Below are 16,838 nucleotides of genomic sequence, written 5' to 3' on the forward strand. Positions count from 1 at the left end.
AGGCCCAGCACGTCGACAGCCAGTCCCCGCTTCCTGCCGGGCGTCTTCTTGTTCGCGTCCAGTCCCGTCGTCTCCTTCGGCACCCCCGCCGCCACGCGGACGGACTGGGTGTCGATGATGACCAGGGACGGCTCCTCTAATCGCCGGGCCCGCTCCCGCACGATCGCCGTGAGGTCCTCGCCCGGGTGCGGCGGCCGCGGGTCCAGGCGGAGCAGCGTGGCGACGTCGCCCGCCTGCAGGGCCGCTACTCCAGCGCGGTGGCGCTCGCGCAGCGGGGCGAGGCCGGGGACGGCGTCGGCGGCGGCCAGGTAGACCTCGGCGAGCGGGTCGATAGCGATCCGGTGGGCGGCGAGGTGGCGACGGTAGACGGGGGAGTCGACCGTGGCGGTGTTCGCCGCCTCGCCGGGCCGGGTGGCGGCCAGGACGTGGTCCTCGCTGAGCATCGCGGACACCGTGCCCGGTTCGGACTGGTGCTCGCCCTGGCGCCAGTGCCCGCCGGCCGGCGGGTTGTACAGATAGGGCTCGTCCTGGCGGTCGAGGCTGGCCAGGGCCCGCAGGACCGCGCACAGCTCGTACAGGTCCAGGACCATCCCGCCGGGTGCACTGGCGGCGATGAGGTCGGCCGGCTGCGGGTCGGCGTCGGCAGGGGCCGGCGGGGGATGAGCAGGCGCCGGTCGAAGCTGCGCACCGAGCGGGCGCCGGCGGCGACCTCGCGGCCGGCGTGCTCGGCCAGCGCCATCGCGGCGGGCAGCGAGTCGGCGCTGGCGAACCTGAGGGCCGGGGTGGCGTGGTGCACCCACGCGGGCACGCCCACGGGGCCGGGGTGGACGGCGTCGCCGAAGCCACCACGGTGGACCTGGTCGACGCGCAGTTGCAGGGGGACGGGGCTGTCCGCCAGCGGCAGGGCGGCGATCCAGCGCGCCGCAGGCAACCGGTCCGCGGACCAGGTGCCGCTGTCAGCGGGGTCGGTCTGCTGCCAGGGCCCCGCGGTCGGGAACCTGGTGGGTGGCGGCGGCCAGGGCCCAGTCCAGCAGGCGGATCAGGATCTGCCGCCCCTCCCCGGTCAGCTGGGCGCGGTCCGGGCGAAAGTCGCGGGCGGCCTTTGGTCGATGACCGGCGGGTAGGTGAGCCGGCCCAGATCCGCGAAGTCGACGGGGCACTGTGCCAGCAGCCGCGCGCATCCGGGCGGGTCGAGCGGGCCGCTCTCCCCGAAGAAGTCCTCGGCGGCCCGCCGCCGGTTCGCCGTCCAGCCGCCCTCGGCGTCCAGGAACCCGCTGCCCGCGTCGGCGAGCTCCACGTCCGCGACCTCAAGCGCCCAGCCGGCCGCGCGCACCGCGACATCCTCCGGGCGGATCCCGGCCAGCACGCACAAGCCCCACCGGGCCGTCCCGGGACGCACGGTACCGGGCAGATCCGGATACGCGGCCAGGAAGGACAGCACGGCGTCGCCGGCGCTGCGCCGCGCCCGCGCCGCCCGCCCAGGCCACAGCGCCCGGTCGAGGTGCAAGGTGACCCACGGCGCAGTCAGACGCGCCCGCCCGGCCGACATGTCCACCAGGCGCCCGGCGTCGACGGCGAACTCCACCGCACCGCCGTGGAACGGCCGCCTGGCCAGGTGCTCCAGCAACAGCACCCGCCGCAGCACCGCAGACAGGTCCCCGGCACACACCGCCACCCGCTCCTCTTCATCGCCCTGGCCAGCGTCATCATCACTGTCCGCTGCCTAATCCGACGGGTTTGGACCCTCTACCGCTGGGACACCCGGCCTCGAAGCCCCGCATCCGATGACCTACTGGCGGACGCCCTTACTCAAGGGCAGCACTACCGCGCCGCCGGGGCCGCCCCGGCGGCGCGGTAGTGATGGACGCCAAGGAACTGGCCGCCGAGATCAACATGGCCGCATCCCTCTTCTCCCGCCTGCGCGGCCAGCTCGTCGAACGCGGCTGGATGGAGAAGATCGACGACACGGTCTACTACCGGCTCACCTCGAAGGCCGACGGCCACGACAACGTCCTCCCCCTACGTCGCGCTGGCGGCGACGGCGGACGCCAGGCCCGCCAGGCCTGACCAGGCGAACCGCACGCGGGCCCGGACGCTTCGCCCGAGCCTTCTGCTTTGGCCCTGCTGGCCAGGGCCGGACCGCTATCACCGGTGATAGCGGTCCGGCCTACCTACGCGGAGCTGCGAGACTGTGATCATGACCGTTGCCCGTCGCAGTCTCTCGCTGCCCGCCTTCTCCGATTCCGTTGTCGACGCTCCCGTGCCTGCCCAGTCCGGTGGGCGCCGGCTGCTGCCGGTCGAGCAAGGCGCTGACTTCCGCCAGCCGTCCGGCGAGACCGTGCCCGCACCTGCTCCGGCCCGGCGTCCGCTCGCCCCCGATGGCCTCACCTTCTCCGACCCGGACCGCCAGATCTGAGCGCTACCACCACGGGTAACGCGACTGTCCTGCGGCGGGTACAAATCCCCGGCCCGCCGGCCGCGTCCCGGTAGCCTGCGGGCAGGCGCCCGCCGGACCCGAGACGCACACTCACGGGCCATCACCGGCGGGCGCTGACCTGCGGCGGTTTCATAAATCGCCCCCCGCCCGAGGCCCTCCGAGACGGGCGCAAAACTATGAGCGTCGCAAGTCGCAGCAGATTCGAATACGCGATGGTGGAAACCGATGGCTGTCGGACGTGACCTCGGCCGATGACCTGGAAGATGGCAGTCGAGGAGGAGTGCGTCCCCCTACTGCGCGCTCGCTCTATCGGACGATTGAGCTGGGAAAACGCCGGGCGGTCGCATCGGATGCGAGAAAGTCGCATCCGATGGGATGCACGGAGAGCGATGAGACGTGACCAAAAGTCCCTGCCCGCCTGGCTCGGTCAGGCTGCAACTGGTCGAAGGCCTCCCGCTGCTGCGGCCTGAGCAGCAGGTGTTCGAGGCGATGCTGGAAGGCTGGCGCAACCAGCAGTTGGCCCGGAATCTGTCGCCCGGGTACATCCAGGCTCACGAGCGTGCAGTCAGAAGCGATTCCCAAACCGCGTGACACGCCTCGCGGTCGATCGTTCGTGCGGATCGATCTCGTTCAGGTGATCGTTCGGCAGTGAATGCATAGGAGAAGGGCCCCTCCGCCGGGCCGCGCCGCGCGCCCGCCCGCGGCGGCGGCAGGGCGCAACCTCTGGCCCGGCTCGCCGGGCTACTGGCCGACCCCACCAGTGCCGCGATCTGCCTCGCGCTGTTGGACGGCCGCGCCTGGACCGCGAGCGAACTGGCCCACCACATGGGCATCGTGGCGTCGACCGCAGCGAACAGGTGTCCGATGCCGGCCAGGCTCATGGTGAGCGGGGTGCCGGGCGGGCCGATACGGCGGGTCTCGGGAAGGTAGTCGAGGAGGCGGTCGTAGCCGCCGTGGGTGCTGTGCCAAGGGACGCGGACGACGGAGGCGATCACTTCGCGGGGCATCGGGCCTCCCAGTGCGCGGGCAGCAGGTTGAGGTGGTGCAGGGCCGGTACCAGCTCGGCGACACGGTGCAGGCGCAGGACAGGGCGCCCGGAGGCGGCGAGGTCGCTCTTCCAGCGGCGCCGGTGCCGGTGGTGGTGAGCCGGTCCCCACCAGAGGATCGAGTCATGGGCGATGAGGTGGCTCCAGGTCTCTCGGTTGCCGGCGAAGAGCGCCCATGGCGCGTCCTTCAACTCGGAGGGCGGTGGCCGAAGATGAGCCCACTGGACACGGCTTCGTTCCGACACGGAAGCGACCTGAACCGGCCGGCCCCTGTGGACATTCGTCGGTGAATGTCGATAGCGTCCCGCGACTCTTCCCCCTGCACGCCCAGCCGTCGCACTCCCGGAGGTCCGCATGTTTTCCCTGGCCACGCATGAAGGAAGGGGCGTGTGGCGCACCATATCTGGCCTCGCTGTTCCGCTTTTAGTGGCCGAGTCCCTCAATTTCGCTGTCCAGCTCGGCATCATCGCCATTCTGGGGCGCATGGGGGGCGACGCCATTTACATCCGCTCCCTGTATCAGCCTGTCAGCCTCGTCGTCCTCGCCGTGACCGTAGGCTTCGCGGTCTCCAACCAGGTCGCCGCCGCGATCAGCAAGGGGGCCAGGCGTCCCCGAGACATCATGGCGAACGCCGCCAGCCTGGCCAGGGTCTGGCTCGGGCTCGGCGCGGCCCTGTACCTGGTCCTCGCGATCGCAGCTCCCCTGCTGACCGGCCTCTTCCATGTGGACGCCGCGCAGCGGGACACGTTCGTCTCCTTCCTGCGGTGGACCAGCGCCGCCAATCTGCTGGCCGTCGGGACGGAGCTCTGCGCGTCCAGCCTGCGCGGCTACGGGTACGTGCGGAACGCCACCCTTCTGACCGTCTGTACCGCGAGCGTACGGATCGGCCTCGTGGCCGGCCTCGGGCTCGGCACCGACGTCGGGATCGCGGCGGTGCCCGTCGCCGAGGCGACAGCGGGTCTGACCGGCCTGACCATGGGCCTGGTGCTGCTGCGTCGCACCGAGCTGTGGCATCCGCCGGCCGTCCTGATCTGGCGGCGCGAAGTCTTCACCGACCTGCGCCGCATCGGCGTGCCCATCGCCCTGTCGCTCCTCCTGATCTCCGCGTACAACCTCGCGGTCATCGGCGTCCTCGGGAACTACGGGCAAGACGCCGTGGCCGGGTTCACGGTCGCGTCCACCCTGCAGAACGTCGTACTGCTGCCGGGAACGGTCCTGGGCACGGCCACCGCGATCACCATCAACCAGCAACGCGGGAAAGGCGATTGGCGGCGCATACGTGCGTTGATGCGCGGCGGCATCGAGGTCACCGTCATGGCCTACGTGGCGATCGCGGTACTGATGTGGTTGGTGCGCGACCCACTGGCGCGGCTGATCAGCGGCGACGCCGAGGTGGCCGCAGCCGCCGGCAGCTACCTGGGCGCCGTGGCGCTCACCTTCGCCGTCCAGGGCCCCGTGCTCACCTCGCTGACCGTCATGGAGGAGACCGGCGGCGGCTTCCGGGCCATCGTGCTCAACGCCATCTACTTCGGCCTGATCGTCGCGGTCAGCAGCGCGGCGGCACACGCCGCCGGCAGCGCGGACGGCTTCTACGCGGCGGTGGCGTACTGCAATCTGATCGGCGTGAGCGTGCCGTTCATCGCCGTGCGGCACATACGAAAACTGTCAGCCGAGGGCAGCGCCCGAACAGCTGCCACTTCGCTGAGAAACGATTCCCAAACCGCGTGACACGCCTCGCGGTTGTCGGCGATCGAGCGGATCGATCTCGTTCAGGTGATCGTTCGGCAGTGAATGCATAGGAGAAGGGCCTCCTGCACAACTCGGTGATGTCGAGTCAACCAAGCGCATCAGGAGGCCCTAGTGTCCCACTGTGGCGTGCCCGCCTTGCCCGCGTCCACTCGCGGCGTGTCGCCGTGCGACTGCCTCGCCCACCAGTTCGGCAACGCGGCCGACCAACCGGACCGCGCCCGCCGCTACACCTGCGACCTGACCGACTCGGAATGGGCTCTGATCCGGCCGCTGCTTCCGGTCCCGGCCTGGTTGAACGGACGCGGCGGGCGCCCGGAGGGCTACTGCCACCGCCAGATGTTGGACGCGATGCGCTACCTGGTCGCCGAGGGCGTGCGCTGGGCGAGCCTGCCCGCCGACTTCCCCAAGTGGCGGGCTGTGTACCGGTTCTTCCGCCGCTGGCGCGACAACGACCTGATCAAGGAGCTCTACTGCCGGCTGCGCGCCCGCCTGCGCGAGCTGGCCGGCAAGGAGGAAGAGCCCACCGCCGCGATCATCGACTCCCAGACGGTGAAGGGCGACGCCACCATCACCGCCGCCACGCGCGGCTACGACGCCGGGAAGAAGATCAACGGCCGCAAGCGGCACATCGTCGTCGACACCCCGGGCCTGCTGCTCGTGGTGATGGTCACCGCGGCCTCGGTCAGCGACCGCGACGCCGGCCGCGATCTGCTCCAGCGCCTTCGCGCCCGGCACCGCGCCATCACCCTGGTCTGGGCCGACGGCGGCTACACCGGCCGGCTGGTCGAATTCGCCTCAGCCGTCCTCGCCCTGGCCCTGACCATCGTCAAGCGCCCCGACGACGCCCGCGGGTTCACCGTGCTGCCGCGCCGCTGGGTGGTCGAACGCAGTTTTGCCCATCTGATCCGGGCTCGGCGCCTGGCCCGGGACTACGAGACCCGCACCGACAGCGCCGAGGCCATGGCCTGGTGGGCCGCCAGCATCCCCGCCACGCGCCGCCTGGCCCGCCGCGGCGATCCCGCACCCCGCCGCCTCAGCCGGCCCACCCCGCCCGCGGCCTGAACAGCCCCGGCCGTTCCTCTCTCAACCACCCGCGCTCTACCAGCCTCTTGGCGCGGAACCGAGGGGCCTGCTCGCGCGCTTCACTGGCCTGCCAACCGAGATGATCACGCATCTGCCGTGCTCGCACACCGGCCCCGCCGCCAGCCGCGTCGTCCTCGATCAGCGCCACGATCGCCGCACCGTCCTCCGCCAGCACCGCTCGATCCAAACCCGGCTGCCAACACGGCACTTCGACCCTCGGCACGACTGGGTTCACAGCCCCCACTGCCTCGGCATCCGCCATGACCGGCGATGCGGCCAGGGCCTCGACGACCTCCTCGCGGGCGACGGCCGCACGCCGCGCGGCCTCCTCGGCCTCGGCCACCGCCGTCCGGATTCGCTCCAACTCGGCACGATCCTGAGACACGCCGGCATCGCGCCCGGTACCGGCCGAGCCGAGGCGCTACGCTGTTTCGTCGCGCACACGCCGCCGCCCGTGGCCGCGAAGGCGCTCGGCTACACCAACTTCACAACCGAGCAGGCCGCGACGGACATCGGGGCCACCTGGAGCCGATACGCCGCTGGCGAGCGCTCGTGATGGGGGCACTCTCTGAGCATGGTTCCGATCGCGCCTGCATGATGGGGGCCGAGTTACACCACGTCAGGCCGTGGACTGGCCGTTGACGCGGTACTCCTCGGAGGGCAACGAGTCCCATTCGGTATGCGCACCGTCGCGCGGCACCATGAACAGCGGACGCGATCGGAGAACCCGCCGGACCAGTTGGCCGCGCATCAGGACCCCGGAATCATCCGGCCCTGCGTAGCCCTCAGGCGTGTAGCGGAAGTGCACGTCCATTTTCTCGGCATACGCGGTCATGTCGCTCTCCAGTTCCGACAAATCCCTCCCGACCAACGGGATTCCCTCGTACGCGACCTGGGGACCGTGCACAGCATCGGCAGCGATGCAGAACAGCCCCGCCGCCTGGCTCACATAGGCCGTGACGGCAGGTGGTGAAGGAGCCACCCCGCGACGGTGGACCTCGACCTTCCAACCCGGCGAGAAGATGGCGTGGTCCCGTGCACACTCGCTGACCGTCGTCTGGCCGAGAATCCCAGCCGCCTCAACCGCTTCGTCGACGGTCATGCCGAACCGGAGCGGTCCGACGCCGACAGCCGGCGAATAGGACCATTCGTCCCGTTCGACGACTTCGAGATCGGCTTCGGTCGTGAACGCCATGGTTGCTCCTCCAGAGACAGACACCTGAGACTTGCCGCCGCTCATCATGTCAATCGCCGACCAGCAGACTGCTGGTGCCGCTGAGGTTGCGCAGATCACCCAGCGCGAGCCTCGTCTGGGGCTCGGCCGCGAATACGCGACACCTGAACATGCGAGCTCACCAGTCAAGCCGCCCCCTCTGACCTGCGGTTCTACCAGCCGTCCATCAGCGTCGGTGAGGCGTTCGGCGATCAGGTCGGTGAGCTCGCTGATCCGGCCCTTGAGGTCGACGACCGTGCGCACCGGCAGGACCAGGTCGGCGCTGTCCCACGCGTGGGATACCCCGAGCTCGGCCCGGACGGTGTCCTCGATTGCTTCGGCGACGGCGGCCAGGTCGAGCAGCCGGTACGCGGTGGAGCGGCCGATCCCGAACTCGGCGAGCGCGTACGCCGGCCACGACGGGTGCCCGAGGATGGTCCACACCCGGGCTCGGTGGGCGGCGCGCACGCGGCGGGCCAGGACCAGGACGGCGGCCCGGACGTCCTCGATTGCCGTGCGCAGCTGCTCGGTCAGCTCCCGGGCCCGCGCTTCGTCGACCGAGTGGTCCTGCTCTTGGTCCTCGCCCATGCCCGGCTCATTCCCTCGGCTGGCCAGGGGAACCGTGTCGGTTCGGGCTACAGGAACGGCTGGGCGAGGATGCGCAGCTGCTGCTCGGCGATGGCGCCCATCGGGCCGGCCGTGTCGAGGTGGGCCACGATGGTGTGCTCGAACAGCTCCAGCATCGACTCGGCCTCGCGCAGGGACTGGTGGGCGATGCGGGTGTGGGCCTCGCGGGAGCCGCCGATCTCCACGCCGATCTGGCCGTTGGCGACGGCGGTGAAGATGCTCTCGTGGGTGTCGATGCTGCTGCGGTACCTCTTGCGCAGGAGGTCGACCATCGCCTGGGTGCTGGTGTTCATCGCGTCATCGTGGCGCACTACCGGTCCGAGCACAGCCCCTCCGACGTACCCGGCCCATATTTCGGAGCAGTACCTTCCGGATGGCATGTCCGCGGCCGGAAAATCCCAGGTCAGGGCACTTTTCACCACAGCCTCTGGGGCCTGGCATTCCCGGCACGGCGGCCTCACCACAGCACCACCGGGCCGCCGAGCAGAGCAGCCGCGCCACGGCTCGGCGCTGCTGGCCTCCCACCGGCCGGGCCCCGTGGAACACCCCCCTGCTGGGGTATCGCCGAGATACGGGTCAAAGGGGCAATGAGTTGATCTTGAAACCCTGTCAGGTGGTGCCTTCGGCCTCGTCGGTGTCGGCGAGGATGCGGTAGAGGCCCTGTTCTCCCGAAGCTACGGTGAAGTGACAAGTAGCTCTCTATAGCGGATCAGGGGTGGGCTTGTCAGAGTTTTCGATCTTCTGGGCTCACCGGGAGACCTGCGACGCGGAGCCGAGTGCGGGCCTGATCGACTCGCAGTCCGTCCGGACCGCCGACACCGTGCCCGCGGCGACCAGGGGCTTCGATGCCGGTGGAAGGTCAAGGGCCGCAAGCGGTTCGTGGTCACCGACATCCGTGGCCTGCTGGTCTCGCGGTCCACGTGGTCGCCGCCGGCGTTCAGGACCGGGACGACGCCCGCCGCCCGCCTCGTTGACTGGACCGTGCAGATCCTCGGCCGCGAGCTGGAGATCGTCCGCAAGGAACCCGGTCAGCGCGGCTTCGGGGTCCAGCCCAAGCGGTGGGCGATCGAGCACACCTTCTCCCGGCTCACCGCGCACCGCCGCCTATCCAGGGATTACGAGACCAGCCCGGCCCGCTCCGAGACGGTGATCCGCTGGGCCGGGGTCGGCGTCATGGTCCGGCGGATCACCCGAGGCCGTGCTGCGACGCGCCCCGGTCCGCGACCGCTCGTTCGGCAACCCCCGTAGACAGCCGGTCCGGCCCCTCGCCGACGGCAGCCGCTGTCGGCGACCTACAGTGCCAGGAACCCCTCGACCTCGCGTTTCACGGCGGGCGGCACGTCGGACAACTCCGAGACGATCACGCGGACCTCCCACCTGAGGTCGGGGAACTCGCTCCAGACCTCTGCACCCCTGGTGAGCGCGGCAGCCAGCAGATCGGGCTTGGCCGAGTTCCTCGGGGCGGCGGACGAGGTGATCGCCGGGCCGGGTCCTGCCTCCGCCACAGCGCGCTCCGCAGATCGGAACCACGGACGAGCTGTATGCGCCAGGGATCGATCCGCAGCACGTGGTAGCCGGGATCGTCGGGACCGCCACGCCAGTAGTGGACCGGGTCGTAGCCCACACCCGGCGGACCGCCCCGCTTGTACAGGTCCCACGCATGAAGCCTGGATTCCTCGTCGTCGGCCCAGGTGGTGACGCTGTCCACGAAGACCGCGTTCTGACGGGGATTCCAGTACGCGTACGTCGTGTGCGGGTTGCCCGCGAGGTGCGCGCTCTTGACAGGGGTCCGGTACGCGGCGAGCCAGCCGATCGGCTCTCCGTCGACGATCTCCCACACGGGCAGCAGCACACGAGCGCGCGGGCGGTGCTGACGGTCGACAGTGACCATGGTCGCGTACTTGATGTCGCGGATGTAGTCGAGGAAGGAGTCCTGGATCTCGGAGAACTCGCTGACGGTGTCGGCCACGAGTCTGTCCTTTCGAGGATCAGCGGGAGACGGGGGCGTTGATCCGCTCAGCGGCAGCGTCCACCTCGGCGGACGGCTCGCCGCCGCGTCGGGTGCGCAGGCCGAAGGCGCTGATGACAGCGGCGGCGACCGATGCCGCGAAGGGGACGAGCAGACCGGCCCGGTAACCGTCCAGCAGTGCGGAAGGAGTCTCCGCGTGCGTGGCGGCCACGCTGACGGCGGTGACTGCGGAGAGCCCGAGGGCGGCACCGAACTGGAAGGCGGTGTAGAGGAGACCGCCCGCGAGCCCCTGCTCCTCCTCCGCGATCCCTTCCGTGGCCACGATGGTGAGCGGGCCGTACGCCAGGGAGAACGCGAGGCCGAGGATGATCAGGCTCGGGAACATCGCCGCGTAGCTCCAGTCCGCTCCCAGCGGGAGGAACAGCCCGTAGGCGAGCACCGCGAGGAGGAGCCCCCCGAAGGTCACCTTGGCGGTGCCGAAGCGGTTGACCAGCCGTGGGGTGAGGGTCGGCGAGAAAATCGCGTCGACCCCGATGACCAGCATCGCGAAGCTCGTCTGCAGCGTCGACCAGTCGCGCAGTTCCTGGAGATACAGCACGACCAGGAACTGGAAGCCGAAGAACCCGGCGGCGAACAGCATCGCCGAAAGGTTCGCCCGCACCAGGGAGCCGTTGCGGAAGATACCCATGCGTACCAGGGGCTCGGGGGAGCGCCGTTCGATGACGAGGAAGGCCGCGACGAATGCCAGCCCGGCCAGCAAGGTGCCGGCGCTGGCGGTGATCCCGGCGTGGGCCGCCCGCTCGACGCCCAGCACGATTAGTACGAGGGCAGCGGTGACGGTGAGCGCGCCGGCGGCGTCGACACGCTTACCGGATCGGTCCGGGCGTGCCGACTTGGGGACGAACGCGAGGGCCGCGACGAGGATGAGGAAGGAGAGCACGACCGGGGCGAAGAACACCCAGCGCCAGCCGACAGTGGTGAGCAGCCCACCGGCGACCAGGCCGATCGTGAAGCCTCCCGCGGCGGTGCCCGAGTAGATGAGCAGGGCCTTGTTCCGCTCCGGACCCTCGGCGAAGCCCGTGGTGATGATGGACAGACCCGCCGGGGTCATGAAGGCTGCGGCGACGCCCGTGATGAACCGCGCGACGATCAGCATCCAACCCTCGGTGGAGAATCCGCCGAGCCCGGAGAACAGCAGGAAGACGGTGAGCCAGAAGACGAACATCTGACGGCGTCCGAACAGGTCGGCCGCCCGTCCGCCGAGAAGCATGAAGCCGCCGTAACCGAGTACGTAGGCGCTCATGACCCACTGCAGCTCACCCGTGGAGAGTCCGAGATGGGCGCGGATCGACGGCAGTGCCACATTGAGCATGGCGACATCGATGCCTTCGAGGAAGATCGCGCCGCACAGCACGAGCAGGATGCCCCACTTGTGTGCGCTCAGCCCGCTCGAAGTACTCAAGGCACGCATGACGATGAACTCCTTCCGGAGCGGTGGGTGTTGGTGGTGCCTCAAGCTTTCGCCACGCCCCGGACGGGAACAACAGCGATGATCGCAACGTTCGGTCAGCCAGGCTTACCGATCCATGTCCCATGCGATCCCGGAGAAGTACGTGGACCAGAACGAGCTCGAATGCTTTCTCGTACTCGCCGAAGAACTGCATTTCGGCCGTACCGCCAACCGCCTGCGCCTGTCCCGCGCCCGGGTCAGCCAGCTCATCCAGAAACTGGAGCGCCGCGTCGGAGCGCCTCTGTTCACGCGCACGAGCCGCCGTGTGGCCCTCACCAGCCTGGGCAGCCGCCTCTGTGACGACCTCAAACCGCACTACCGCGGCATCGAGAACGCCCTGGTGCGTGCCGTCGCCTCGGCACGTGGCATCGAAGGAGTCCTGCACGTCGGCTTCTCCACGCCCTTGGCCGGCGAGATGGTGATGAAGACGATCGAGAAGCTGCGCATCACCCATCCCAAACTCGCCGTCGAGGTATGCGAGGTGCCGCTCTCCGATCCGTACGGAATGCTACGAAAAGGCGATTTTGACCTCCAGTTGGCGGACTTCCCCGTGCGCGAGGAGGACCTGACCCGCGGCCCCACACTCCTCGCCGAGGACAGGGTGCTGGCTGTCGCGGCCGGGCATCCCCTGGCCGGACGGGACACGGTGACGCTTGAGGACCTGGCCCGTGTGCCGTTGCTGACGATCGCGGGAGACATCCCGGAGTACTGGCTGGAGCATCAACTGCCGACGCGCACACCCAGCGGCAGGCCGATCGCGCAGGGGCCGTCCGTCACCAACTTCCAGGAGGCTCTGACACTCGTCGCCGGCGGCAAGGGAGCCTTGCTGTCAGGGGCCCACATTGCCCTCTACCACGGCCGTCCCGGTATCTCCTACGTCCCGGTGGAGGGAGACAAGCCGCTCGGATACGGCCTGATGTGGCGGTCCGACGGCGGCAACCGGGCGATAGAACTCTTCGGGCGCTTAGCAGGCGAGATCGCACGGGATATGGCTCCGGCCGATCCCAGGAGAGCAATACCCGGCTGATGGCGACCGCACCGCGCCCGATGCGCGCGCTGCCGAACCGGCGGCGGACGGTGCGGCCGGGTCGGCATCCTGAAGACCTGCACCCCGGGCGTCGCTGGCGGGCGGCTGGATCGCAAGCGATCCCGAACCGGCCGCGCACGGTTTTCAGGGCGCGCTCGGCTCGTGTCCTACGTGGGTGTGCCGGGTCGGACGGGTAGGTGCAGGGCGAGTTGCTCCCACTGCCGTACGGGCGGGGAGTCGGGTGTGGTGGTCACAGGGTGGAGGCTGACGTGGTCGGCCCCGGCGTCGAAGTGCTCTTGGACGCGGTGGCGATGTCCTCGGCGCGGCCGTGGGCCACCAGTGCGTCGGCCAGCCGGCTGTCAAGCGCGTCCGGCAGTTTTATGGCCAGGGCCTCGGGGTTCGGACGCGGTTCCCGGGCGGGGGGCGGGCCGCTACCGGCCCGCCCCCCGCAGGGTGTTCAGCGGGCGCTGCCGAGGTTGCGGTCGTGGTCGGCGCCCTCCAGCAGGAGGGTGGTCTCCTCGATCCGGCGGAAGCGGCCGTCGGGGGCGAACTCGGCGAAGAGGTAGACCTCCATGCGGACGGTGGAGCCGTCGGTCTGGTGATGGTCATGGTGTGGCGGTCGGCGTAGCGGTGGCCGTTGACGAGTTCCTCGTGGACCTCGACGGAGCCATCGGCCACGACCGTGCGCAGGTGGGCGATGTGGGCCAGGAACTGCTCGCGGTCGTCCCAGCGGCCGTCGGTGCGCTGGCGGTAGTCGGGGGCGAAGTGGCGGTCGACGGCCTCGTGGAGGTCCAGGCCCGGGGTGAGGAGCAGGTCGTCGAGGGCGGTGGCGATGTCGGTGTGGCGCACGGGATTCCTCCGGAAGGGGGTGGAACGGATCGTGATGCGTGCCTCAAGCACGCATCGCACGCTACATGAAAAGCGTGCTCGGCGCACGCTAATCTGAGGGGGTGACGAATCCGACCGGACACCAGATCGCCGAGGCCCTGGGACTGCTGCTGCGGCGCAGCACCCGCACCGGGCTCCACGCCCAGCTGACCGACGGCCTGGGGGAAGCCGTCGACGAGCTCACCTACCCCGTCCTGAGCGGCCTGGCCCGCACCGGCGCGTGCAGCGCCACCGACCTCGGCCGCGAGATCGGACTGGACCGCACCACCGTGACCCGCCGCGCCGACCGGCTGGAGGAGGCCGGCTTGCTGCGCCGCGAGGCCGACCCTGCCGACCGGCGCGCCACCCTGCTCGTCCTCACCGGCTCCGGGCAGGACGTGGTGCGGGCCACCCGGGACCGCCTGGCGGCCCGCATCGAGGACTCCCTCGCCTCCTGGCCGGCCGCCGACGCCGAGGTCTTCGCCGGGCTGCTGCGGACCTTCGTGGACGAGGGGCCGTTCCAGGACTGAGGCCCCCGGGGCCAAGGTTCCAAGCCGGGGCCTCAGGCCTTGAGCCCCGGCCCGGGTTCCATCAGGCCCGGACCTCCGGGGCCGGGCCCGCAGGCGCCGGACGGCCGACCGGGGCCGCGTGCCGGGCGAGCAGGGCGCGCAGCGCGTCGGGGTCCGCCGTCCCGCGCTTGGCCAGGATGAGCAGGCAGGAGCCGCTGCGGTTGAGCACCACGAACAGGTGCTCCGTCTCCACGAAGCCCGACAGCGTCGCCCACGCCCGGGTCTGGGTGCCGCACCGGTCGGTGACGGTCACCCCGGCGCCGTCCACCACCACGGCTCGGGGCCCGCCGCGCCGGGTCACCCGGCGGTGCGCCGAGGCCGCCTGCAGCCGCGGAGCGTACACCGCCAGGGCCACCAGGGCGACCGCCATCACCACATCCGAGGCCCCCACCTCGCCGTCCGCCAGCTTCAGCGCGCCGCCCAGCAGTGAGACCGCCGCCGGGACCCACCAGACCACCCGCGCCGCCCGGCCCACCGTGGTGTGCCGGGCCTGGGCTGCGAAGGCCTCGCGGAAGTCCTCGCCCGTCGGCGTGTACGCCAGTTCCATCCGCCCCTGCTCCACCGCTGCTCCCTTGATCCACTTTCAGTGCGCGGATGCTAGCAAAGGGTTCGCAAAGCGGTGCGTCAGGCCCCCTCCCCCGTCGGTCGGCCCCGTGACCAGCGGCTCTCCACGATCCCGCAGTCGTACGCCGTCACCGCGGCCGAGCGGTACCCGTGCTCCACCAGCCACGGGCCGAACACGCTGCTGCCCGCCCCCGCGAAGTCGGAGTTGACGAACAGAGGCCCCTACGGCGAGTTCACGGCCGACGACTTCGACTTCAACCCCGACGACTTCGACCTGAACTGACCCAGCACCATCGCCCAACTGCCCACCAGGGAACCTGGTTCATGATGGAGTGCAGTCGGGCCACGGCAGCTGCGCCCCGCCCTAACCCGCCCCCGGCCCAGCTCAGCCGCGACCAGAAAAGCGGGCCATCCCGAGGAACTCACGGGTGGCCTGGCCGACGGAACGGCCGGGCCACCCGGCAGCAGAATTGCCGACCAGAATTCCCGGATCTACCAGAAATGGAATCGCGCACCAATTTCCGAAGCGCCAGACCGCAGAAGAGCTGACCGGAGTTCCAAAATCAGGACGGAACCGCGATGACCCGCGACGACCACCAGGAAGACCTCGGTGTGGTCGGCCCTGGACCGTGGGCTGGTCATACTGGGGGCTGCTGTCCGGCAAGGGCCCGAGCTGGCACGTGTGCGAGCCGCTGCCGGTGGCCGGTGTTCGCCTCGGGAAGGGCGTTGGGCGGCTGGATGCACCGCTTGACATGGGCGACCTGGACATCCCTGCCGAAGACGAGGTGTGGGCCGGCCTCGAAACTGACCCCAAAGACGACGACTGCGTCCCGGTTGCGGATGCTGGCGGCCTACCTGCTGGTCAACACAATGAAGAATGTGTTCAGCGGCGCTGGCCGCCAGCACACGCTCAACCGGCACCTGGGCTCGCACAAGGCCTCCGCCGATTCCTACCGCAGCGAGTTCGCCTTCGCGGCCCTGCTGAACACCCAGGCGCTGCTGCGCCTGGTGGACCGCCACCTGTACGTGTGAGCGTTCGCACCGCGGCCGGAGTGCCGGTTCACCCGGCGAGGCTGGCGGGCTGGACCGACTCCGGTGAGGTCCGTCGGCTGTGTGACCGAGCACTCCAGTGGCCACAGGGAGCAAGGGGCGGCCGTCTCCCGTCGGACTGCTACGGGGCGAGGCGGAGCAAGCCACCCAACGGCTCGGCTGGGTCATTCCGGCGGAGGAAGCGGGTACGGGAGCTCCCCTGACGGAAGCGCTGCCGTAGGGCGTCATGGAGTCGGAAGGCGTCGGTCGGGGCGGGCGCGTTCCGGAGACGCAGGTGTACATGCCCGGGCAGGCCTTCGTGTTCGCCTGCAGCAGTCTCATTACGGGGGTGGGCCGACGCGACTATGTTCCCGCGGCCGTAGGCCTGGGCGGCCTCAAGGCGGCATTGCTCGAACGGCATGCCGTGAAAATACTCGCTATGCGGGGAGGGCAGCGGGCACAGAAGACGACATCTCTGGAGGACCCTCTTCTCGAGGGTCCGGTAGTCCGGATGTGCCGGGGAGAGCCATATGCCGTCGACGTCAAGGCCGTTCGATTTGCCCGTGTAGTAGTGGGTCAGGAGACGGTCCCACGGGGATGCCGTGGAGCCAACCTTCGTATAGGCCCCAGGCCCGCGGAAGCCGATGACGTACACGTAGCCAATGCCTGAAATGGCATGACGCGGTATGGCCCGCCGTAGTAGGAGACGTCGGGCGGGGTTGTCGACGGTGGAGTGAACCAGCTGCAGCACGGTGCGATTGAACCGGACGCCCCTGACATCGTCAGGGGGCATGGGCAGCGCGGCTGGCCTCGGGTCGTAGCTGCTGGAACTCCCACAGGTGCCACCAGGCTCGGGGAGCGGCTTGCCGGGCGGTCCGGCGCGCGGTGTCGAGCGTGCGCCGCAAACACGCAACACCTCCCGCGACTTCTCTGAGGGGCCGCCAGGGGCGGGGGGGGGGCGGCGGGGGGGGGGGGGGGGGGGGGGGGGCGCGGGGGGGGGGGGGGGGGGGGGGGGGGGGGGGGGGGGGGGGGGGGGCGGGGGGCGCGGGGGGGGGGGGGGCGGCCCCCCCCCCCCCCCCCGCCCCCCCCCCCCCCCGGCCGTGAGTCGGACATGACGCGATTTCGTGGAATTCACCCGACCGAATGCG

16 protein-coding genes and 5 pseudogenes are annotated in these 16,838 nt (G+C 70.3%); 12 read left to right on the plus strand and 9 right to left on the minus strand.

Annotated features, from left to right (window positions below):
• Together ACZ3UD_RS36560 and ACZ3UD_RS36565 are read right to left on the minus strand one after the other, a co-directional pair.
• A pseudogene (locus ACZ3UD_RS36560) lies at nt 1-590 on the minus strand (hypothetical protein); the annotation flags it as partial.
• A gap of 473 nt (nt 591-1,063) precedes the next feature.
• Nucleotides 1,064-1,669: a hypothetical protein gene (locus ACZ3UD_RS36565; RefSeq protein ID WP_465598121.1), complete on the minus strand. Its 606-nt coding sequence runs from the start codon at nt 1,667-1,669 to the stop codon at nt 1,064-1,066.
• Nucleotides 1,670-1,684: 15 nt separating this feature from the next.
• Here ACZ3UD_RS36565 and ACZ3UD_RS36570 point away from each other — a divergent pair.
• From ACZ3UD_RS36570 to ACZ3UD_RS36585, 4 genes and pseudogenes are all read left to right on the plus strand, one after another.
• Nucleotides 1,685-1,777, plus strand: a pseudogene (locus tag ACZ3UD_RS36570) (IS5/IS1182 family transposase); the annotation flags it as partial.
• Between the two features lie 83 nt (nt 1,778-1,860).
• Nucleotides 1,861-2,067 carry a hypothetical protein gene (locus ACZ3UD_RS36575; RefSeq protein WP_465598077.1) on the plus strand — a complete coding sequence of 69 codons (207 nt, stop codon included), beginning with the start codon at nt 1,861-1,863 and terminating at the stop codon, nt 2,065-2,067.
• 130 nt (nt 2,068-2,197) lie between these two features.
• Nucleotides 2,198-2,416: a hypothetical protein gene (locus tag ACZ3UD_RS36580; protein WP_465598080.1), complete on the plus strand. Its 219-nt coding sequence runs from the start codon at nt 2,198-2,200 to the stop codon at nt 2,414-2,416.
• A gap of 744 nt (nt 2,417-3,160) precedes the next feature.
• A pseudogene (locus ACZ3UD_RS36585) lies at nt 3,161-3,286 on the plus strand (transcriptional regulator); the annotation flags it as partial.
• A 142-nt stretch (nt 3,287-3,428) separates the two neighbouring features.
• Here the strand turns inward: ACZ3UD_RS36585 and ACZ3UD_RS36590 are convergent.
• A complete protein-coding gene (locus tag ACZ3UD_RS36590; protein WP_465598083.1) occupies nt 3,429-3,674 on the minus strand; it encodes a hypothetical protein in 246 nt (81 codons plus the stop codon).
• A gap of 196 nt (nt 3,675-3,870) precedes the next feature.
• Between ACZ3UD_RS36590 and ACZ3UD_RS36595 the strand changes: the two genes are divergently transcribed.
• From ACZ3UD_RS36595 to ACZ3UD_RS36605, 3 genes are all read left to right on the plus strand, one after another.
• Nucleotides 3,871-5,211: an MATE family efflux transporter gene (locus tag ACZ3UD_RS36595; protein WP_465598086.1), complete on the plus strand. Its 1,341-nt coding sequence runs from the start codon at nt 3,871-3,873 to the stop codon at nt 5,209-5,211.
• A 177-nt stretch (nt 5,212-5,388) separates the two neighbouring features.
• Nucleotides 5,389-6,294, plus strand: a complete 906-nt coding sequence (locus ACZ3UD_RS36600) for an IS5 family transposase (protein WP_465598089.1) — start codon at nt 5,389-5,391, stop codon at nt 6,292-6,294.
• A gap of 100 nt (nt 6,295-6,394) precedes the next feature.
• On the plus strand, nt 6,395-6,871 hold the full coding sequence (locus tag ACZ3UD_RS36605) for a hypothetical protein (protein ID WP_465598092.1): 477 nt from the start codon (nt 6,395-6,397) through the stop codon (nt 6,869-6,871).
• A 63-nt stretch (nt 6,872-6,934) separates the two neighbouring features.
• On the opposite strand, the gene ACZ3UD_RS36610 is transcribed toward ACZ3UD_RS36605, so the two are convergent.
• Together ACZ3UD_RS36610 and ACZ3UD_RS36615 are read right to left on the minus strand one after the other, a co-directional pair.
• The gene (locus tag ACZ3UD_RS36610) at nt 6,935-8,116 is read right to left on the minus strand and encodes a hypothetical protein (RefSeq protein ID WP_465598095.1); all 1,182 of its coding nucleotides are present in this window, start codon (nt 8,114-8,116) and stop codon (nt 6,935-6,937) included.
• 47 nt (nt 8,117-8,163) lie between these two features.
• The gene (locus ACZ3UD_RS36615) at nt 8,164-8,448 is read right to left on the minus strand and encodes a hypothetical protein (RefSeq protein WP_465598098.1); all 285 of its coding nucleotides are present in this window, start codon (nt 8,446-8,448) and stop codon (nt 8,164-8,166) included.
• Nucleotides 8,449-8,918: 470 nt separating this feature from the next.
• On the opposite strand from ACZ3UD_RS36615, the pseudogene ACZ3UD_RS36620 reads away from it, so the two are divergent.
• Nucleotides 8,919-9,403: pseudogene (locus tag ACZ3UD_RS36620) on the plus strand (transposase); the annotation flags it as partial.
• A gap of 112 nt (nt 9,404-9,515) precedes the next feature.
• On the opposite strand, the gene ACZ3UD_RS36625 reads toward ACZ3UD_RS36620, so the two are convergent.
• Both ACZ3UD_RS36625 and ACZ3UD_RS36630 read right to left on the minus strand, forming a co-directional pair.
• Complete coding sequence (locus ACZ3UD_RS36625) at nt 9,516-10,124, minus strand: pyridoxamine 5'-phosphate oxidase family protein (RefSeq protein ID WP_465598101.1); 609 nt, start codon at nt 10,122-10,124, stop codon at nt 9,516-9,518.
• A gap of 19 nt (nt 10,125-10,143) precedes the next feature.
• Entirely contained in the window at nt 10,144-11,595 is a 1,452-nt protein-coding gene (locus ACZ3UD_RS36630) for an MFS transporter (RefSeq protein WP_465598103.1), read from the minus strand.
• Nucleotides 11,596-11,710: 115 nt separating this feature from the next.
• Between ACZ3UD_RS36630 and ACZ3UD_RS36635 the strand changes: the two genes are divergently transcribed.
• Complete coding sequence (locus ACZ3UD_RS36635; RefSeq protein ID WP_465598106.1) at nt 11,711-12,661, plus strand: LysR family transcriptional regulator; 951 nt, start codon at nt 11,711-11,713, stop codon at nt 12,659-12,661.
• Between the two features lie 457 nt (nt 12,662-13,118).
• Here the strand turns inward: ACZ3UD_RS36635 and ACZ3UD_RS36640 are convergent.
• Nucleotides 13,119-13,510: pseudogene (locus ACZ3UD_RS36640) on the minus strand (nuclear transport factor 2 family protein).
• Nucleotides 13,511-13,611: 101 nt separating this feature from the next.
• Between ACZ3UD_RS36640 and ACZ3UD_RS36645 the strand changes: the two are divergent.
• Nucleotides 13,612-14,058: a MarR family winged helix-turn-helix transcriptional regulator gene (locus tag ACZ3UD_RS36645; protein ID WP_465598109.1), complete on the plus strand. Its 447-nt coding sequence runs from the start codon at nt 13,612-13,614 to the stop codon at nt 14,056-14,058.
• 61 nt (nt 14,059-14,119) lie between these two features.
• On the opposite strand, the gene ACZ3UD_RS36650 is transcribed toward ACZ3UD_RS36645, so the two are convergent.
• Nucleotides 14,120-14,659 carry a YcxB family protein gene (locus ACZ3UD_RS36650; RefSeq protein WP_465598112.1) on the minus strand — a complete coding sequence of 180 codons (540 nt, stop codon included), beginning with the start codon at nt 14,657-14,659 and terminating at the stop codon, nt 14,120-14,122.
• Between the two features lie 57 nt (nt 14,660-14,716).
• Here ACZ3UD_RS36650 and ACZ3UD_RS36655 point away from each other — a divergent pair, with 57 nt between their 5' ends.
• Both ACZ3UD_RS36655 and ACZ3UD_RS36660 read left to right on the plus strand, forming a co-directional pair.
• Nucleotides 14,717-14,944 (plus strand): hypothetical protein, encoded by a 228-nt coding sequence (locus tag ACZ3UD_RS36655; protein WP_465598115.1) that lies wholly within the window; start codon nt 14,717-14,719, stop codon nt 14,942-14,944.
• Between the two features lie 596 nt (nt 14,945-15,540).
• Nucleotides 15,541-15,693 (plus strand): hypothetical protein, encoded by a 153-nt coding sequence (locus ACZ3UD_RS36660; RefSeq protein ID WP_465598118.1) that lies wholly within the window; start codon nt 15,541-15,543, stop codon nt 15,691-15,693.
• Nucleotides 15,694-16,838 lie beyond the last annotated feature (1,145 nt).

It is taken from the genome of Kitasatospora sp. NPDC023118 (genome assembly GCF_055560875.1).